We start from the raw sequence: 14,884 nt of genomic DNA, 5'->3' as shown, positions 1-14,884 counted from the left end.
CATGGCTGTCGTGACGCTGAACATTACCAGCTTCCGCGACATGTATCCTGAGTTCTCAAACGTCACCGATGCAATCCTACCCATCCTGTTCGACCAAGCAACCGACTATCTGAATAACACCGATTTCTCACTCGTTGATGACCCCATCAAGCGCGAGCGCCTGCTCTATATGCTGATGGCGCACATCGCGTACGTGAGATACGGCGACAATAAGGGTAATGGTGGCTCCGGGATGGTTGGGCGGATTTCATCGGCTTCAGAGGGCAGCGTGTCGGTATCGTCCGAGCTCGGCCCGATTGAGTTCCGGTATGCATGGTATACGCAGAGCCCTTATGGCATGAGCTTCTGGCAGGCGACCAAAGTCTACCGCATGGCGACTTACTATCCGGGGAGCATTTATGGCTGACGGACTGGAGAAGTACCTTGAGGGGATGCTTGAAAGGCTGAATGCCACTGAAGTGCGCGCCGGATTTCTCGGTGGGTCAACATATCCTGACGGAACCAGTGTTGCGCTGGTCGCTACACGGAACGAATACGGCGACCCTGCACACAATCAGCCACCCCGGCCTTTCTTCCGCAATGCTATTGCAGAGAAAAAAGGTGAGTGGACAAAAGCGATCGAGCGTGGCCTTGCGGCCGGTCATGATGCCCGAACCGTTCTTGAAGTGGTTGGCGCGCAGATAAAAGGCGATGTTCAGGAGTCAATTGCGACCCTGACCGAGCCAGCGTTATCGCCCGTCACGCTTGAGCGACGCAGAAATCGCAAGGTCATGCCAAACCAGTCGGATAAACCTCTTGTCGATACCCGCGTAATGATCGGCGACGTCAACTACGAGGTGATCTGATGAACCTACACGGAATCGTGCGCGGGGCTATTACCCGAGTCAATCCCGATGTTCCTGGCACGTTCATGGTTAACACAGGCTCGGCTACGTTACCCGGCGGTAAAAAGACACAGTCTTACACCAATGTGGATGTGACGGTTCAGTTGCAGGAGCTGTCATCGACAGACCTGAAGCAGGTGGATGCCGTCAATATCCAGGGGATTCTCCGATCAGCTTATGTCAGCGGTAATTTCAATGGCATTAACCGGCCAGAGCAAAAAGGCGGTGACTTTCTGATGGTGGGCGATCAGAAGTGGCTTGTCGTCAAAGTCGCTGAACTCTGGCCTGACTGGTGCCGGCTCATCATTAACCTGCAGAGGTCGACATGACAGCCACCGTAGATGTCACTGAATTAGACCTGCGCATAGCGCTACAGGCTTTTTTGATGGAAGTGACTGGTCTGGCGATGGACTTTGTGCTGGTCGGTCAGCAAAACCTCGACCCTATGCCGCTCAGTGACTTCATCATCATGACGCCGCTGAAGCAAATAGGCCTGTCCACAAACCGCGTCAGCTTCAACGATAACGGCATCTACGGGCAGGGTAAGCAGCTCAACCAGCGCAGCACTCAATGGCCTTGCCAGATTGACTGTTACGGTGAGAGCGCAGCTGATAACGCAGCCATCATCGGCACCTTAGTGCGATCTGATTATGCATGCGACTGGTTTCGCGCCAATGGCCCCGTGCTAATCCCGCTTTACTGCTCAGACCCACACCAGACCACCATGATAAACGGCGAACAACAGTATGAAGGCCGCTGGACGATGGAGTTTATTGGTCAGTTCAACCCGACCGTTACCACGCGCCAGGACTTCATGGACAGCATCACCGTCGGCACCATTGCCGCAGATTTAAAATACCCTCCGGAGAATGCATAAATGGCAATCCCATTACGTAAAGATGTCCAGATCAACCCTGGCGTTTTGCCTGCTGGCGGTTCAGCGCTCGATCTGAATGGCCTTATCCTGACCGACAGCGCCTATGCTCCGGTGGGGAGTGTTGTCACGTTCACCAGCAAGGATGACGTGTCGGCATATTTCGGCAGCTCGTCAAACGAGTTCAGCATGGCTGAGATTTACTTTCAGGGCTATGACGGTTCAACTAAAACGCCTGGCGCGCTGCTTTTCGCCCGGTTCAACCCGGCGGCTGCTGCAGCGTGGTTGCGCTCAGGCTCCATGGCAAACGTCACCCTGGACCAGCTAAAGCTGCTGTCAGGTGTCCTGACGCTTACGGTAGACGGAACCTCTCATACCTCAGCCTCTATCAACCTGAGCGGGGCTACAAGCTTTGCGCAGGCTGCAGACCTGATTGAAACCGGAATTGGTTCCAGCGTCACAGTTGATTACGACACGACCCAGAAGCGTTTCGTCATCACCTCTGCGACGACCGGCGCGGAAAGCACTATCACCTATGCGACCGGTACGCTTTCCGATGGCCTAAAGCTCACTGCAACCGATGGAGCGCTTCTTTCCCAGGGTGCCGATGCGGCTGTTGTGACTACTGCAATGCAGGCGATTCTTGACTCATCTCAGAACTGGGCCATCTTCACCACGTCGTTTGCTCCAAGCAACGATCAGGCGCTGGCGTTCTCTGCCTGGGTAAATGGTCAGAACTTCCGTTTTGGCTACGTGCCATATACACAGGAAACCGCCGCGCTCGTTTCTGGCTCAACAGCAACGCTCGCCTACCTGATTCTGACCACCAATGCCTATGCAAACGTGGTGCCGGTTTACGGAAGTCAGGCGCATGCAGCATCAGTGTTGGGTTATTCAGCTTCTCTGGACTTCAGTCGTCAGGAAGGCCGGGTACCGTTCAAGTTCCGCTCTCTGTCAGGTCTTCTGCCTACTGTGGATTCTTCAGCGGATTACGATGCGCTGATCGCCAACGGATACAACTTCTACGGCGCATACACGGCGAACAATTACAACACGCGATACTGGGCCGATGGCACTATTTCTGGCGATTTCAAATGGTTTGACTCTTTCTGTTTCCAGATCTGGCTCAATGCTAACCTGGCTCAGGACGCGATTGAACTGTTCCAGTCTAACCGCAGCATTCCTTACAACGCGCGCGGCAAGGCCATTATTGAGGCGTCATTTGCGGATACCCTGAATCAGGGCATTACGTTTGGCGGCATCCGGACAGGCGTAAACCTGTCATCTTCGCAGATTTCAGAGATCCAGAACGCTGTTGGCACCGATGTTTCAGCCTCGCTGATCGCCAAAGGCTACTACCTGTTTATCGCAGACGCGACGCCAGAACAGCGTCAGGCGCGCACAAGCCCGAGCATGACCCTATGGTACTGCGACGGCGGTTGTGTGCAGAAAATTACTCTGGCAAGCATTGAGGTGCAATAATGTCCAACACTATCACCAGCGCTGATTCTATTTTCGCCCTCACTGTTACCAACCTGTTCCCAAGCGCGCAAACGCTGGAGGGCTACGCCGCTGATGCGATGTTCGCCTTGGGCGATACCGAAATGGCGGTTTCTGTCCGTGGTGCTGACGGTAAGCTGTCGGCCGGTTTCGTCTTCGGTGAGTATCTTCAGACGATCACCATCATGCCAGACAGCCCATCTCGTGGGCTTTTCGAAACGTGGCAACTGACATCGGTAACGTCCAAGGCGGTTTTCCGTTGCAACGCGACAATCATCCTTCCGGCTATTGGCCGCAAATTCACACTGACCAACGGCGTCTTGCAGCGCGTTAAAGCCATCCCTGATGCGCAGCGCGTACTGCAGGCCATGACCTTCCAGATCAACTGGGAGAATGTCACCGCTGAGGCCTATCAGGCGTAAGGAATCACATGGCACGTAAAGAGCTTTATTACACTGTAGAGGGAAAAGGTCGTGATCAGGGGAAGGTCTTCTTTATTCGCGAAATGGCTGCCTCAAAAGCTGAATGGTGGGCGATCCGTGCCGGACTGGCGATGGCTAAGAACGGCGTTAATCTTCCGGATAACTTTTCAGATTTGGGTATGGCAGGCATGGCTAAAGTCGGGCTCGAAATGGTTGCCAAAATTGACCCGGAAGAAGCAAAACCGCTACTCGACGAGCTGATGGCCTGCGTTGAATACGTACCAAACCCTGAAGACCGATCGGTTAAACGGCCCATTATGGAAGACGCGATCGAGGAAGTGACAACTCGCCTGAAGTTGCGCTCTGAAGTGCTGAAGCTGCACGTTGATTTTTTCACCGCCGTCGCAGGTTAGACATTCCGCCTACTATGGGGAGTGGCGTGGTGGGGCTGGTGAAATATGAAAATGTTCCCAGCACCATCGCAACTGTCGTCTCCTCAAAGCTTGCGACCCTCATCGAGCTGGATACCGTATACGGCACAGAGGACTTATGGCGGCTGCTGGAAATCAACACCGTGGAAAACTACAACCAGATGGTTATTAACCGCTCTCAGGAGAATCCGTAATGCCTAACATCATTGATTCCCTGATTGTTACGCTGGGGCTTGACTCAAGTAATTTTAAAAAGGGTCAGGCGGATGTAAAGAAAGGCCTGAAAGACACCAAAGACAACGCCGATCAGACAGCGAAGGAAATGGAGGCCGCAGGTAAAAGAGCGGCCTCTTTCTTTGGGTCAATCCGTACTGAATTGCTGGCTCTTGTTGGCGTCACGCTATCTGCTCAGGGCATCAAGACCTTCATAACCGGCATGACGAGCAACCTGCAGCAGCTTGCGGTTAGCTCCAAATCGCTGGATATGTCGTCGAAATCACTTGATGGCTGGCAGCGTGCAGCAGAGGCGGCCGGTTCGAGTGCGCAGAAGATTACCGGCACGCTGGGCGCATTTCAGGACACGCTGACCAAAATCAGGACCGGTGGCGCGCAGGACGATCCGCTTTTTGGCGCGCTGGCGAGCTTTGGCGCGGCAACTGGTGCTAACTTCGATTATCAAAACGATAACTCAGAAGCCATCATGCGCAAGATTGCGCAGAACTGGGGCAAGCTGAACAAAGATGCACAGCGACGCTTCGGCAGCATGTTCGGCTTTGACAATGCCACCCAGCAGGCAATGAGTAGTGGCAATCTGGTTCAGGATGCCGATCGCTTCTCCAGGATGTCGCGCGCTACCGACGAGGCGACGCGCAAGGCGCAGGAATTCAACCGTCGCCTGGCAGAGATGAAGCAAAACTTCTCCGCTGCCTCACAGGTGCTTTATGAAGCGCTGATCCCCTACGTTGAAAAGCTGATCCCGCTTATCGAAAAATTCGGTAACTGGATTGCCACTCATGGCCCGGAAATTCAGAAATTTTTCTCTGACACATCAAAAGAGATAAGCAGCGCTGTCGATGCGGTTGGTGGTTGGGAAAACGCCTTATCACTGCTGCTTGTCTTTGTGGCCGGAAAGTGGCTTACGGGCATGCTCGGAGCGTTTGGTGGTGTGAAAGGCGCGCTGCTTGGACTTTCTCGTCTCAGCCTTATCGCCGGTCTGGTTGAGCTTCAGAAGTACGCCGAACAGCTTGAGAAAAAATACTCCTGGCTCGTCAATAACCCTGTGGCAAACACGCTTAATGGCGGTATGGGTACGGGAACAACAACTGAGTGGGGCAAGAAGTTTCATGACTGGGTATTTGATAAAACCGGCATAGAGCTTCCCCGCGGCGATGGATACAAATCTGCACCTCGGGGCATTCGCAACAATAACCCCGGTAACCTGAATTTTGCAGGTCAGGCTGGAGCCACTAAAGAAGGCGGCGAAAACGGTCGCTTTGCAGTATTTGGGTCAATGCAGGAAGGGGTGGCGGCGCTGTATAAGCAGCTGCAGGTTTATTTTAAACGCGGCGTTAATACGCTTTCTGCCATCGTCAACAAATACGCGCCTGCCGGTGACAACAACAATGTCGGCGCTTATATCAGTGCGCTGTCATCGGCTACAGGCAAGGGTGCTAACGAGGCGCTTGATCCGAACGACACCAGCACCATCGCGCGCCTGATGAAGGGGATTGTCGACCATGAAAACGGGAAGGGCTACATCAGCTCATCTGACATCATGGGCGGCATACGGCTGGGTGCTGGCGTTACGTCAATGAACGGCTCTCCCTCACCTGCCGGAGCAGGACCGCAGATTCATATCGGTGAAGTCAACATGACTACGTCCGCATCCAACGCCAACGCGTTAGGGCAGGACATCATGCGCAGCGTACAGAGGAACCGGCTGGTAACACCATCACTGTCAGGGCAGGGCTGATATGGCATTTTCACTGAATGAAACAACGCTGCTCAGTGCTATAAACAGCGGCAATATCTTCTCCATCATTAACAGTACGCTGTCGCCCGGCTACGGAATATACCTGAAGTCGGGCGCGGCCGCCCTTAACCCCACATCGTTCCTTGGCATCGAATATGGCGCTGATGCTTCTGTTGTGTCGGCTCCGATCGAACAGGGCTCGTATTCATCCTTCAATAAAGTAAAGCGGCCCCCGGTCATTCGGGTACTGTTCACGCTTGAGGGATGGACGGGGTTTAGTGGCAGCATTCCAAACCTGACCAACTTCAGCCTCACAAGCCGGGCTGACATGCTGGCAGCGCTGGATGATATGGTGGCGACAGCTGATGTTTACGACATTGAGACGCCGGATACGACCTACGAGGATTACGACCTAGTCAGGTACAACTACCGAACATCAGATCGCGATGTCACCCTGCTGACCGTAGAGGCGATATTTCAGGCTGTCTTGCAGTCGGCAGAGGTCACGCTGACCAGCACGACAGCCAACAGTTCCACGACCGCCAATGCAACAAGCAAAGCAGCCAGCGCCATCACAGAGAAAGCAAACTCCACGGCGACAAACTCCACACTGAATGATGTGAAAGGCGCGCTGACAGGCCTCAAATCGTCTGTGTCAAGCGCATCGGTTAAGGTTGCTACATCCGTAAGCAATGCGGTCAGCAGCGCCACCTCCGGAGCGACAAGCGCCATTAACGGGGCGGCGACATCGGCGATAAACAACCTGTCATCCACAATCACTGAACTGGTCGCGGGGCTGTCGTAATGCAAAACATTTCGCTAAAGCCGCTTAAGGCGCAAGAGGTCAGTGTAACGCTGGGCGGGCAGTCGGTAACGCTTCGCATCGTTCAGCGGTCAACCGGCCTGTTTATGGATATTGGCGTGGGCAATACCTGGATAGCACAGGGCGTTCTTTGCTTGAACTGCAACAAGATTGTCCGGTATCCCTATCTGAAGTTTCAGGGTGAGCTTTTCTTCGCTGACACCAAAGGAAGTGAAGATCCGGTTTATGACGAACTTGGCTCCCGTTACAAGCTGTTTTATGCCACTGCAGAAGAGATGGCAGCATGACCTACAAAAAGCGAACGCTGAAGTTTGAATTCACCCTGAAAGAGGGTGCATTTGATGAGTCTGGCAACAACATTCTGACGATAGGCGATATTAAGGCTGAGGTTGAAATCGGGGCCTATGGAGGCATCACAGGTACCACGCTGGAGGCGCGCGTATATGGACTTAGCATCGAGAACATGGCACTGCTCAGTTACAAGGGCATACAGTTAAACGGCGCAAAGCAGAACATGATGAAAGTCTGGGCTGACGACAGGCCCGTTTTTTTTGGTTCCATCACAAACTGCTTTGCCGACTTTAACCAGATGCCCGACGCGCCATTAATCATCAGCGCGTTCTCAACAGGGTTCGACCAGTCTGTCGTTGCTGCGCCCTTCTCACAGAGCGGTGTGGTGAATGTTGCCGACATCATAACGGCGATCGCCGGAAGCATAAATTACACCGTGGTAAACAGCGGCGTAACGGCGCAACTGGAAAACCCGTACTTTGAGGGAAACCCGATTAGCCAGATTCAGCAGTGTGCGCACGCTGCGGGCATCGAGATAGATTTTCGTCTGGGCGCGGTATACATCTGGCCCCAGGGCGGAAGCGTTGATGAAACTATCCCCTTGATATCGCCGGAGCATGGTCTGATTGGTTACCCGGTTTTCAGTAACTACGGTATCAATTTCCAGTGCCAGTACAGCGACCTCATCCTGCGCGGGCGAAAAGTGCAACTGGAGACGTCACTTCCGAACGGCAGCGGCGTATATACCATTCAGTCGGCAATCCACCATCTTTCCTCATGGGTAGAGGGCGGCCCATGGCTGACAATCGTCTGGGCATCTATCGGGCAGTTAACAGTGAGGCAGTAATGAATTTATTCACAAACCGCCCACAGGACACTGCAACGGACGCCAATACGCAGCAGTTCATGATGCAGCAGTACCTGATGGGAAAGGCCTTTATTACCCTGGCTGTCGTAACGGACGTCAGCGAGTCTGGCGACACAGTTTCTGTCAGGCCGTTGGTTCATGGGTTTACCGGTGGCGGTGATGTCATACCAAACTCGGTTATCCACGGCGCTCCGGTATGGCGGCTTCAGCGTGGCGCAAGCGCTGTGATTATGCCACCTGTCGCTGGCGATATTGGCCTGATAGCGATTTGCGATCGTGACATCACCTCAGTCAAAAAGACAAAATCCGACGCGCTACCCGGTTCCAACCGAATTCACAGTTATTCTGACGCGGTTTATCTTGGCGGTCTGCTTAATGCCGAGCCCACGCAATATGTGAAATTCTCCAGTGATGGGATAGATATTGTGTCGCCGCTGGTAGTTAACGTGCAGGCCAACATTGTCAGCCTGAATGCAGATGACCGGGTTTCCATCAACGCGCCGATCATAGAAGCGAATGGTCAGCTTACTCAGGGCTCTGGCAGCTTTGCGGGCAATGCGACATTTGGCGGATCTGTCACGGCAGTGGGTGAAGTCACCGGCAATGGTATACATCTCTCTACGCACAAACACGGCGGCGTGGACCACGGTACTGACCAAACAGACCCACCATCTAACTAACCCGCTCCGGCGGGTTTTTTATTGCCCGGAGTTTCCATGCTCACCAAATCATTCCAGCTTGTGACTGAAACGTGGGATATCTCACTGGATGACACAGGCAACATTGCGATCACATCAAATCCCTATGCCGTTGCTCAGGACGTAGCTTGTGCCTGCTCTACCTTCCTTGGTGAGGCGTGGTACGACACAAGTCTCGGCATTCCGTATTACGAGCGAATACTCGGAAAGTGGCCCGGGACACAACTGATAAACACAAAAATGGCTACCGAGGCCAAAAAACTCCCTTACGTCCAGTCAGCCTTCTGCACAACAACGGTCAGCAACGGCGATCGCACAGCATCCGGCGTCATGACGGTTACGGACACTAATAACACACAGATCAACGTTCAATTCTGAGGTAGCCAATGGCTGAAGTCACAGTGAGCACGGCCGTACCGGCTGTAACGCTTTCCGATACCGGCGTGGCTGTACCGGATGAAATCGACATTCTGAATGGCCGATTGACCGATCTTGATACCGCCATGGGAGGCGGAATGAGCACCAGCCTGACAACACCTCAGGGTCAGATTGCCATGAGCGATACGGCAATCATTGGTGATAAAAACGACAACCTGGCATGGCTGATTAACCAGATAAATCCAGACTTTGCCTCCGGACGCATGCAGGATGCCATCGGTCAGATTTACTTCATCGATCGCATTGCCGCGATTGGAACCACCGTAACGGCAGCCTGCACCGGACTTAATGGCACTGTAATCCCGGCGGGAAGCCTGGCACAGGACAGCAATGGTTATCTGTACGCATCGCTGTCAGCAGCTACCATACCTTCATCAGGTACCGTTGACGTAGTATTCCAGAATCAGGCCACCGGACCGATAGCCTGCCCGATAGGCGCGCTTAATACGATTTATCGGGCTGTAGTGGGTTGGTCCGGAATTACGAACCTGACAGCAGGCGTTCTGGGTAATGATGTAGAGAGCCGGGCAAATTTTGAGTATCGCCGCAAGCAGTCAGTTGCTGGTAACTCAAACAACCAGCTCGGTGCCATTTATGCGAACGTGCTGGCGGTCAGTGGCGTAACAGATGCCTACGTAACTCAGAACAACACCAATGCCACGGTTAACAAAGGTGCCACGTCATTCCCGCTTCCTGCTCACTCCCTTTACGTGTGTGTTTATGGCGGCGCGTCGGCAGATATTGCTAAAGCCATCTGGCAGAAACTGCCACCCGGGCCGCCAATGGCAGGGAATACAACCTTTACGGTAGTTGATAACGTCAATTACGTTCAGCCATTCCCTGAATACGACATTACCTGGCAAACACCAACGGCCGTTAATGTTTATGTAAAGGTCGAACTTGCCAATAACAACGCGTTGCCGGGTGACATCGTAACCAGAGTTAGATCCGCCGTCCTTAGTTCTTTTAATGGCGAGGACGGCGGAACACGGGCAAGGATAGGCTCGACCATCTATGCGGGGCGCTACTACTCCGGCGTGCAGGAAATAGACCCGGAAAACGTGGATATCTTCAGCATTACACTAAGCCGGAATGGCACAACGTTCGGTACCTCACTGGCTTTTGGGATTGACGAAGTTCCCACCCTGGATGCAACAAACATTTCGGTGACGCTGACATGATAAACGCCGCTGATACCATCCTGACGCAGTATGCAGGCAGTCCAAAACTTCAGTCGATGATTTATTCATTCAACGAAGCCGTTGGCATCGAGGGGTTTCTGGATACGTTTTACGACATGGTGTGGAACATACAGACGGCAGGCACATACGGTCTGAATGTGTGGGGGAAAATCGTGGTTGTCAGTAGACAGCTTACGGTGACAGAGAACAAGATTTATTTTGGCTTCAAAGAGGCGCAGTCCACCCCCCCCGTGGTAGATGACCCGCAGCCATTTAATCAGGCCCCGTTTTATTCCGGCGAACTTCTGACCTCAACTGTCACCCTAACCAACGACATATACCGAAAACTCATCATGATGAAGGCTGCGGCCAATATTTCTGACTGCACCATCCCGAACCTCAACAGGCTGCTCATGTTTATGTTTGGCGATAAAGGGCGCTGTTACGTCAGAAATGACGGGGAAATGGTGATGAGTTATGTGTTTGAGTTCCCGCTATCCGTTGCTGAGCTTGCCATTGTGCAGAGTTCTGGCGCGCTTCCGGCCCCGGTCGGGGTAACAGTTAATATAGTCCAGCAGGTATGACATGAACTCTTCGGATTTGCCATCAAGAATATCAAAGCCGTTTGCGATCAACGGCGACAAAAACACCATTCCTGTCGACTCCACCACCACCACTGACAGCAACGGCGTGGCAACCTTCAATAAAGGTTTCCCGCCCGTAACGATGCAGCCACTGAGCGCGGGTGGACTTCCGCCTGACGGAAAAGATGTTAACGGTGTGCTCTACTCAGTGACGCTGCAGCAGCAGTGGCAAAACTCGGGCATGGGATATCAGTTTAACAGTGACTTCGCCAGCGTTATCAGCGGTTACCCCAAAGGTGCTTTTCTGCCAAACGCTACGCTTAGCGGATTCTGGGTGAACCTCAATGAGGCAAACAGCATCAGCCCCGAATCATCAACAGGGGCGGTTACCGGTTGGGCTCCGCTGGCGAATTATGGGTTTACGACCATTTCCGGCCTCGCCAGTACAAGCGTGGTAATGAGCTCAATACAGGCAGCGAAAGACAGAATCGTCCTGACTGGCACCCTGACGGCAAATATCAACCTTGTCTTCCCGGCATGGACGCGATCATGGGTCGTCGCAAATAACTGCTCAGGCGCGTTCTCAGTTACCTGCAAAACAGCATCCGGCACTGGAGTTACCATCCCTGCGGGCCAGTCGGCCACGATCGTGTGTGACGGCACCAATATATTCCAGGATACGGCAGTGCTTGGCTATCCTGGTATGCTCATCAACACTCAGTTTTTCCCTGCATCAGGAACATACACGCCAAGTCTTGGAACGCGGTCAGTAGTTGTTGAGGTGCTTGGCGCTGGCGGCGCTGGCGGAGGTGTGTCTGCATCGCCTTCGGGAGTTGTCGCGGGGGCCGGTGGTGGGGGTGGTGCCTATGGACGTCGCCGAATCACTTCTGCGTTTGCAGGGGTGGACATAGTCGTTGGTGCTGGCGGATCTGGCTCATCTGGTGGCGCGGGCGGTAACGGCGGACTAAGTCGGTTCGGGAATATCGTTGTCTGCAACGGAGGTGCGGGTGGGGGCACCGGCGGGCCGACATCCAGCCAGGTAGTCACGTCCGGCGCTGCCGGGCAGGGTGGAAAATCGACCACGTCAGATGTTACCCGATCGGGTGGCGCGGGCGGCGTAGGACTTATCGGCCCGGCATTCTCGTTGTCTGGCGCGGGTGGCGACACTTTTTACAGCCCCCAGACACCATACGGCTCAATCCTCGGCCCGGGTCTGACCGCAGGCAATAACGGACCGGCCAACAGTGGCGCGGGAGGTTCGGGTGCGGTGGGTTTCAATAATGGCTCATCAGCGCCCGGAGGCGACGGCGGATCAGGCCTGGTAATTGTCTGGGAATATTCATGACATCACGTTAACGACGACACCCGCTCCGGCGGGTTTTTTATTTTAAGGGCATAAGATGTCTATTTCTGATACCGCTAACGCCAAACGCTACGCCTCAATTGCCGAGGCATCTGCCGCGCAGTGCGCGCTCTACACTGAAGAAGCACGAAACTCACCACAGTATGCCAGTGACGCAAAGCAATCCGCAGAAGCGGCCGAGGCTGCGCAGGCGCAGTCTGCAACGAACGCTCAGCAGGCATTGCAGGCGGCTTCAGGGGCATCTCAGAATGCCGCCACAGCCACTCAGGCAGCAGCAACCGCAGTAACGGCAAGCAACTCTGCTTCTGTCAGCGCTTCATCGGCTGCAACATCAGCATCACAGGCTCAGTCTGCTGCATCAGAGGTGACGGCCGAGCTTTCAAAAACAGTGCGCGCAACTGACATTTCACTGTCAGCTCTCCCTGATGCAGCAACCCGTGCCGGAAAACTGATTTCATTCAACGATTCAGGTGATGTGATCGCCTCTGTGCCGGCTTCAGGCTCAGCGACAGAGGTTTATGAGGAGCTTGCCAAAAGCACCGGCGCATCCCTAGTTGGGTATGGGGCTGGAACACTGGCAGACGTAGGGGATAAAGTTGGCGTCCAGATAAGCGGCGGCCTGACATTCACTGGTGGCGGCACGCTGACATCGATCCGTGATTTCATCTTTTATCCTGCGAATAACACCTGGTATTACTGGACAGGAACTTTTAATAAGACGGTAGTCGCAGGCTCTGACCCTTTGTCAGACAGTGGATGGAAAGCTGCGGGCGACGCGCAGCTGAGAGCAGAGCTGGCATCAGCGACCGGATACACCCTGCTACCATCCATGCAGATTCAGCAGTGGAAATCGGTGGGGGATATCCGTGGATGGGGTGCCGTCTGTGATGGCGTAACCGATGACATAGCGGCAATAACGCAGGCCATTTCTGACACAGGCGGTAAAATTCTTGTTCCGGGGAATATCTTTGTCAGCACGCATATCCTGTTTCTTAATAAAACCAATCCGGTCATCACGTTTGCAAACCAGGCGACAGTCACCATCAATACGTCATTCACGTTTGCCGATTCATACCGAGGGATTATTGTCTTTGATGGCTGCGCTGATCCGAAGTCTGACTCCGTAAGGTTCACCGGAGCGAAGCTGGACAAATTCAACGGCGGTGTTGACCCCATAGAGGATGGTGACGCAGGGATTGAGTACATGAACTGTACTGGCCTTTGCTACACCATTAACCCCTGCGGCAAGGATGTTAAGACGTGGGGCGTGATCCACATCAACGTGGAAAACTACCTGATAACCGATCCAAACCTGAAAAACTGCCAGGTTCAGTCTGGTATAGGCGGGACTGGCGTCAAAAAAGGGACAGTCATTAATCCGCTCATTGATAAGTGCGGTCTGGCTGGGTGGGAGAATGAAACGGTCAACTCCAATGAAATTAGCGAGATGATAGGCGGAATAATTACCGGCTGTACAAAGGCGGTAGCTATAATCAATCAGGTGACCGATACCCTTGTGTCGGGTGGCCAGGCGCTCAACTGTTTTAATGGTGTGTCCATTGAGAGGGCCCCATCTACTGCAACGACAATCCCAACGAATATAACCGTGAGGGGGTTCAAGGCGACATCGTGTAAAAACTGCTACACGCTGTCATATGTCAATGACGTTACCCTTGATTCAGTTGAAGCAGTACGCGATGACACTGAATTTTTCAGCAGAACGTCAACTTATGACCGCGTCTATCGTTTTTCTGGCGGAATTGCATACAGCCCCACGAAAGAAGGAAATACGGCTCCACCAGTGGGATCGGTAATAGAGTTTGATAATGGTGTTCAGTACACGATTGCCACTATCGAAGCAAACATCACCGACCCTCAGTTTGGACAATTGTATGGATTCACCTGTACGACCGCCCTCACCAGCGACTGCCTGAGGCGCTCTTTCAGTCGGTACGTTGAGGTCGTCTCAGTTATGAGAGCGGTAGTGATGTATGACGGTACCGGAAACATTGTCAAAAACTCTACATTCAAGGACGTTACCGACCTCATCGTGCATTATGGCAGCCCCAGCCGATTCCAGTGGCAGGGTAGCAACTTTGCCAAAGGTGTGGCCCGTTACTTCACGCAGGGCAGTTCAGGGTCGGCGACCGGTAGTGTCGTCATTGATGTTCACAACTGTGACAACGTTGGATCTTTCAATGACGTGACAAAGTTCGCGCCGACGTTTAAAACCATGAGGACGTTTTCTTTCAAAGGCGGCACGACGCACGATCAGACTGAAATAACGAACGCGTTCCCGGTTAATGATGGGTTTGTTTCTGGCATAAAATGCGCCATAAATTCCGGGCAGACAACGACTGGCACGATTGTTTTCAAGCTTAACGGAAATAACTCGATAACCTCATTCTCCGGAAACCCCCTAAGAGCATCCGTGACACTTGCTACACCGATAGGGATATCAGGCGCAGCCACTGCCCAGCTCACCGATACGGTCGGCGATCTGATTGCATCAGGCTACGCAATTGAACTGTGGGGCATATATAAATGACAACGGC

The 14,884-nt window shown here is 53.4% G+C and carries 18 protein-coding genes; all 18 read left to right on the top strand.

Annotation, left to right across the window (positions count from 1 at the left end; translation table 11 throughout):
• Position 1 precedes the first annotated feature (1 nt).
• Genes PAGR_RS15880 through PAGR_RS15795 form a run of 18 tightly spaced genes read left to right on the top strand, consistent with a single transcriptional unit; the run spans position 2 to position 14,877 of the window.
• Positions 2-406, top strand: a complete 405-nt coding sequence (locus tag PAGR_RS15880) for a DUF4054 domain-containing protein (RefSeq protein ID WP_014606370.1) — start codon at positions 2-4, stop codon at positions 404-406.
• Positions 399-845 carry a hypothetical protein gene (locus PAGR_RS15875; RefSeq protein ID WP_014606369.1) on the top strand — a complete coding sequence of 149 codons (447 nt, stop codon included), beginning with the start codon at positions 399-401 and terminating at the stop codon, positions 843-845. The genes PAGR_RS15880 and PAGR_RS15875 overlap by 8 nt, the downstream gene beginning before the upstream one ends.
• On the top strand, positions 845-1,213 hold the full coding sequence (locus tag PAGR_RS15870; RefSeq protein ID WP_014606368.1) for a hypothetical protein: 369 nt from the start codon (positions 845-847) through the stop codon (positions 1,211-1,213). The genes PAGR_RS15875 and PAGR_RS15870 overlap by 1 nt, the downstream gene beginning before the upstream one ends.
• The gene (locus tag PAGR_RS15865; protein WP_014606367.1) at positions 1,210-1,761 is read left to right on the top strand and encodes a phage neck terminator protein; all 552 of its coding nucleotides are present in this window, start codon (positions 1,210-1,212) and stop codon (positions 1,759-1,761) included. The genes PAGR_RS15870 and PAGR_RS15865 overlap by 4 nt, the downstream gene beginning before the upstream one ends.
• The gene (locus PAGR_RS15860) at positions 1,762-3,240 is read left to right on the top strand and encodes a DUF3383 domain-containing protein (protein WP_014606366.1); all 1,479 of its coding nucleotides are present in this window, start codon (positions 1,762-1,764) and stop codon (positions 3,238-3,240) included. It begins immediately after the preceding gene.
• Positions 3,240-3,680 carry a phage tail fiber protein gene (locus PAGR_RS15855; RefSeq protein ID WP_014606365.1) on the top strand — a complete coding sequence of 147 codons (441 nt, stop codon included), beginning with the start codon at positions 3,240-3,242 and terminating at the stop codon, positions 3,678-3,680. The genes PAGR_RS15860 and PAGR_RS15855 overlap by 1 nt, the downstream gene beginning before the upstream one ends.
• A gap of 8 nt (positions 3,681-3,688) precedes the next feature.
• Entirely contained in the window at positions 3,689-4,093 is a 405-nt protein-coding gene (locus PAGR_RS15850; protein ID WP_014606364.1) for a hypothetical protein, read from the top strand.
• 29 nt (positions 4,094-4,122) lie between these two features.
• On the top strand, positions 4,123-4,305 hold the full coding sequence (locus tag PAGR_RS15845; RefSeq protein WP_308701085.1) for a transglycosylase: 183 nt from the start codon (positions 4,123-4,125) through the stop codon (positions 4,303-4,305).
• A complete protein-coding gene (locus PAGR_RS15840; protein ID WP_014606362.1) occupies positions 4,305-6,083 on the top strand; it encodes a hypothetical protein in 1,779 nt (592 codons plus the stop codon). Before PAGR_RS15845 ends, PAGR_RS15840 begins: the two co-directional genes overlap by 1 nt.
• Position 6,084: 1 nt before the next feature.
• On the top strand, positions 6,085-6,888 hold the full coding sequence (locus tag PAGR_RS15835; protein WP_014606361.1) for a hypothetical protein: 804 nt from the start codon (positions 6,085-6,087) through the stop codon (positions 6,886-6,888).
• Positions 6,888-7,193: a phage baseplate plug family protein gene (locus tag PAGR_RS15830; protein ID WP_014606360.1), complete on the top strand. Its 306-nt coding sequence runs from the start codon at positions 6,888-6,890 to the stop codon at positions 7,191-7,193. The genes PAGR_RS15835 and PAGR_RS15830 overlap by 1 nt, the downstream gene beginning before the upstream one ends.
• On the top strand, positions 7,190-8,044 hold the full coding sequence (locus PAGR_RS15825) for a hypothetical protein (protein ID WP_014606359.1): 855 nt from the start codon (positions 7,190-7,192) through the stop codon (positions 8,042-8,044). Before PAGR_RS15830 ends, PAGR_RS15825 begins: the two co-directional genes overlap by 4 nt.
• Entirely contained in the window at positions 8,044-8,745 is a 702-nt protein-coding gene (locus PAGR_RS15820) for a Gp138 family membrane-puncturing spike protein (protein ID WP_014606358.1), read from the top strand. Before PAGR_RS15825 ends, PAGR_RS15820 begins: the two co-directional genes overlap by 1 nt.
• Positions 8,746-8,781: 36 nt before the next feature.
• A complete protein-coding gene (locus PAGR_RS15815) occupies positions 8,782-9,141 on the top strand; it encodes a contractile injection system sheath initiator (RefSeq protein WP_014606357.1) in 360 nt (119 codons plus the stop codon).
• Between the two features lie 8 nt (positions 9,142-9,149).
• Positions 9,150-10,382, top strand: coding sequence for a baseplate J/gp47 family protein (locus tag PAGR_RS15810; protein ID WP_014606356.1), 1,233 nt, complete (start codon positions 9,150-9,152; stop codon positions 10,380-10,382).
• On the top strand, positions 10,379-10,966 hold the full coding sequence (locus PAGR_RS15805) for a DUF2612 domain-containing protein (RefSeq protein ID WP_014606355.1): 588 nt from the start codon (positions 10,379-10,381) through the stop codon (positions 10,964-10,966). The genes PAGR_RS15810 and PAGR_RS15805 overlap by 4 nt, the downstream gene beginning before the upstream one ends.
• Position 10,967: 1 nt before the next feature.
• Positions 10,968-12,311, top strand: coding sequence for a glycine-rich domain-containing protein (locus PAGR_RS23910; protein WP_014606354.1), 1,344 nt, complete (start codon positions 10,968-10,970; stop codon positions 12,309-12,311).
• A 55-nt stretch (positions 12,312-12,366) separates the two neighbouring features.
• Entirely contained in the window at positions 12,367-14,877 is a 2,511-nt protein-coding gene (locus tag PAGR_RS15795) for a tail fiber/spike domain-containing protein (RefSeq protein ID WP_014606353.1), read from the top strand.
• Positions 14,878-14,884: the final 7 nt, after the last annotated feature.

Source organism: Pantoea ananatis PA13, assembly GCF_000233595.1.
GTDB lineage: Bacteria > Pseudomonadota > Gammaproteobacteria > Enterobacterales > Enterobacteriaceae > Pantoea > Pantoea ananatis.
This window is presented reverse-complemented; position numbering and strand designations above follow the sequence as displayed.

What these genes read in the sequence shown, in the direction of transcription:
- PAGR_RS15880 (WP_014606370.1), top strand. Translation starts at nt 2, where the DNA reads ATGGCTGTCGTGACGCTGAACATTACCAGCTTCCGCGACATGTATCCT.
- PAGR_RS15875 (WP_014606369.1), top strand. Translation starts at nt 399, where the DNA reads ATGGCTGACGGACTGGAGAAGTACCTTGAGGGGATGCTTGAAAGGCTG.
- PAGR_RS15870 (WP_014606368.1), top strand. Translation starts at nt 845, where the DNA reads ATGAACCTACACGGAATCGTGCGCGGGGCTATTACCCGAGTCAATCCC.
- PAGR_RS15865 (WP_014606367.1), top strand. Translation starts at nt 1,210, where the DNA reads ATGACAGCCACCGTAGATGTCACTGAATTAGACCTGCGCATAGCGCTA.
- PAGR_RS15860 (WP_014606366.1), top strand. Translation starts at nt 1,762, where the DNA reads ATGGCAATCCCATTACGTAAAGATGTCCAGATCAACCCTGGCGTTTTG.
- PAGR_RS15855 (WP_014606365.1), top strand. Translation starts at nt 3,240, where the DNA reads ATGTCCAACACTATCACCAGCGCTGATTCTATTTTCGCCCTCACTGTT.
- PAGR_RS15850 (WP_014606364.1), top strand. Translation starts at nt 3,689, where the DNA reads ATGGCACGTAAAGAGCTTTATTACACTGTAGAGGGAAAAGGTCGTGAT.
- PAGR_RS15840 (WP_014606362.1), top strand. Translation starts at nt 4,305, where the DNA reads ATGCCTAACATCATTGATTCCCTGATTGTTACGCTGGGGCTTGACTCA.
- PAGR_RS15835 (WP_014606361.1), top strand. Translation starts at nt 6,085, where the DNA reads ATGGCATTTTCACTGAATGAAACAACGCTGCTCAGTGCTATAAACAGC.
- PAGR_RS15830 (WP_014606360.1), top strand. Translation starts at nt 6,888, where the DNA reads ATGCAAAACATTTCGCTAAAGCCGCTTAAGGCGCAAGAGGTCAGTGTA.
- PAGR_RS15825 (WP_014606359.1), top strand. Translation starts at nt 7,190, where the DNA reads ATGACCTACAAAAAGCGAACGCTGAAGTTTGAATTCACCCTGAAAGAG.
- PAGR_RS15820 (WP_014606358.1), top strand. Translation starts at nt 8,044, where the DNA reads ATGAATTTATTCACAAACCGCCCACAGGACACTGCAACGGACGCCAAT.
- PAGR_RS15815 (WP_014606357.1), top strand. Translation starts at nt 8,782, where the DNA reads ATGCTCACCAAATCATTCCAGCTTGTGACTGAAACGTGGGATATCTCA.
- PAGR_RS15810 (WP_014606356.1), top strand. Translation starts at nt 9,150, where the DNA reads ATGGCTGAAGTCACAGTGAGCACGGCCGTACCGGCTGTAACGCTTTCC.
- PAGR_RS15805 (WP_014606355.1), top strand. Translation starts at nt 10,379, where the DNA reads ATGATAAACGCCGCTGATACCATCCTGACGCAGTATGCAGGCAGTCCA.
- PAGR_RS23910 (WP_014606354.1), top strand. Translation starts at nt 10,968, where the DNA reads ATGAACTCTTCGGATTTGCCATCAAGAATATCAAAGCCGTTTGCGATC.
- PAGR_RS15795 (WP_014606353.1), top strand. Translation starts at nt 12,367, where the DNA reads ATGTCTATTTCTGATACCGCTAACGCCAAACGCTACGCCTCAATTGCC.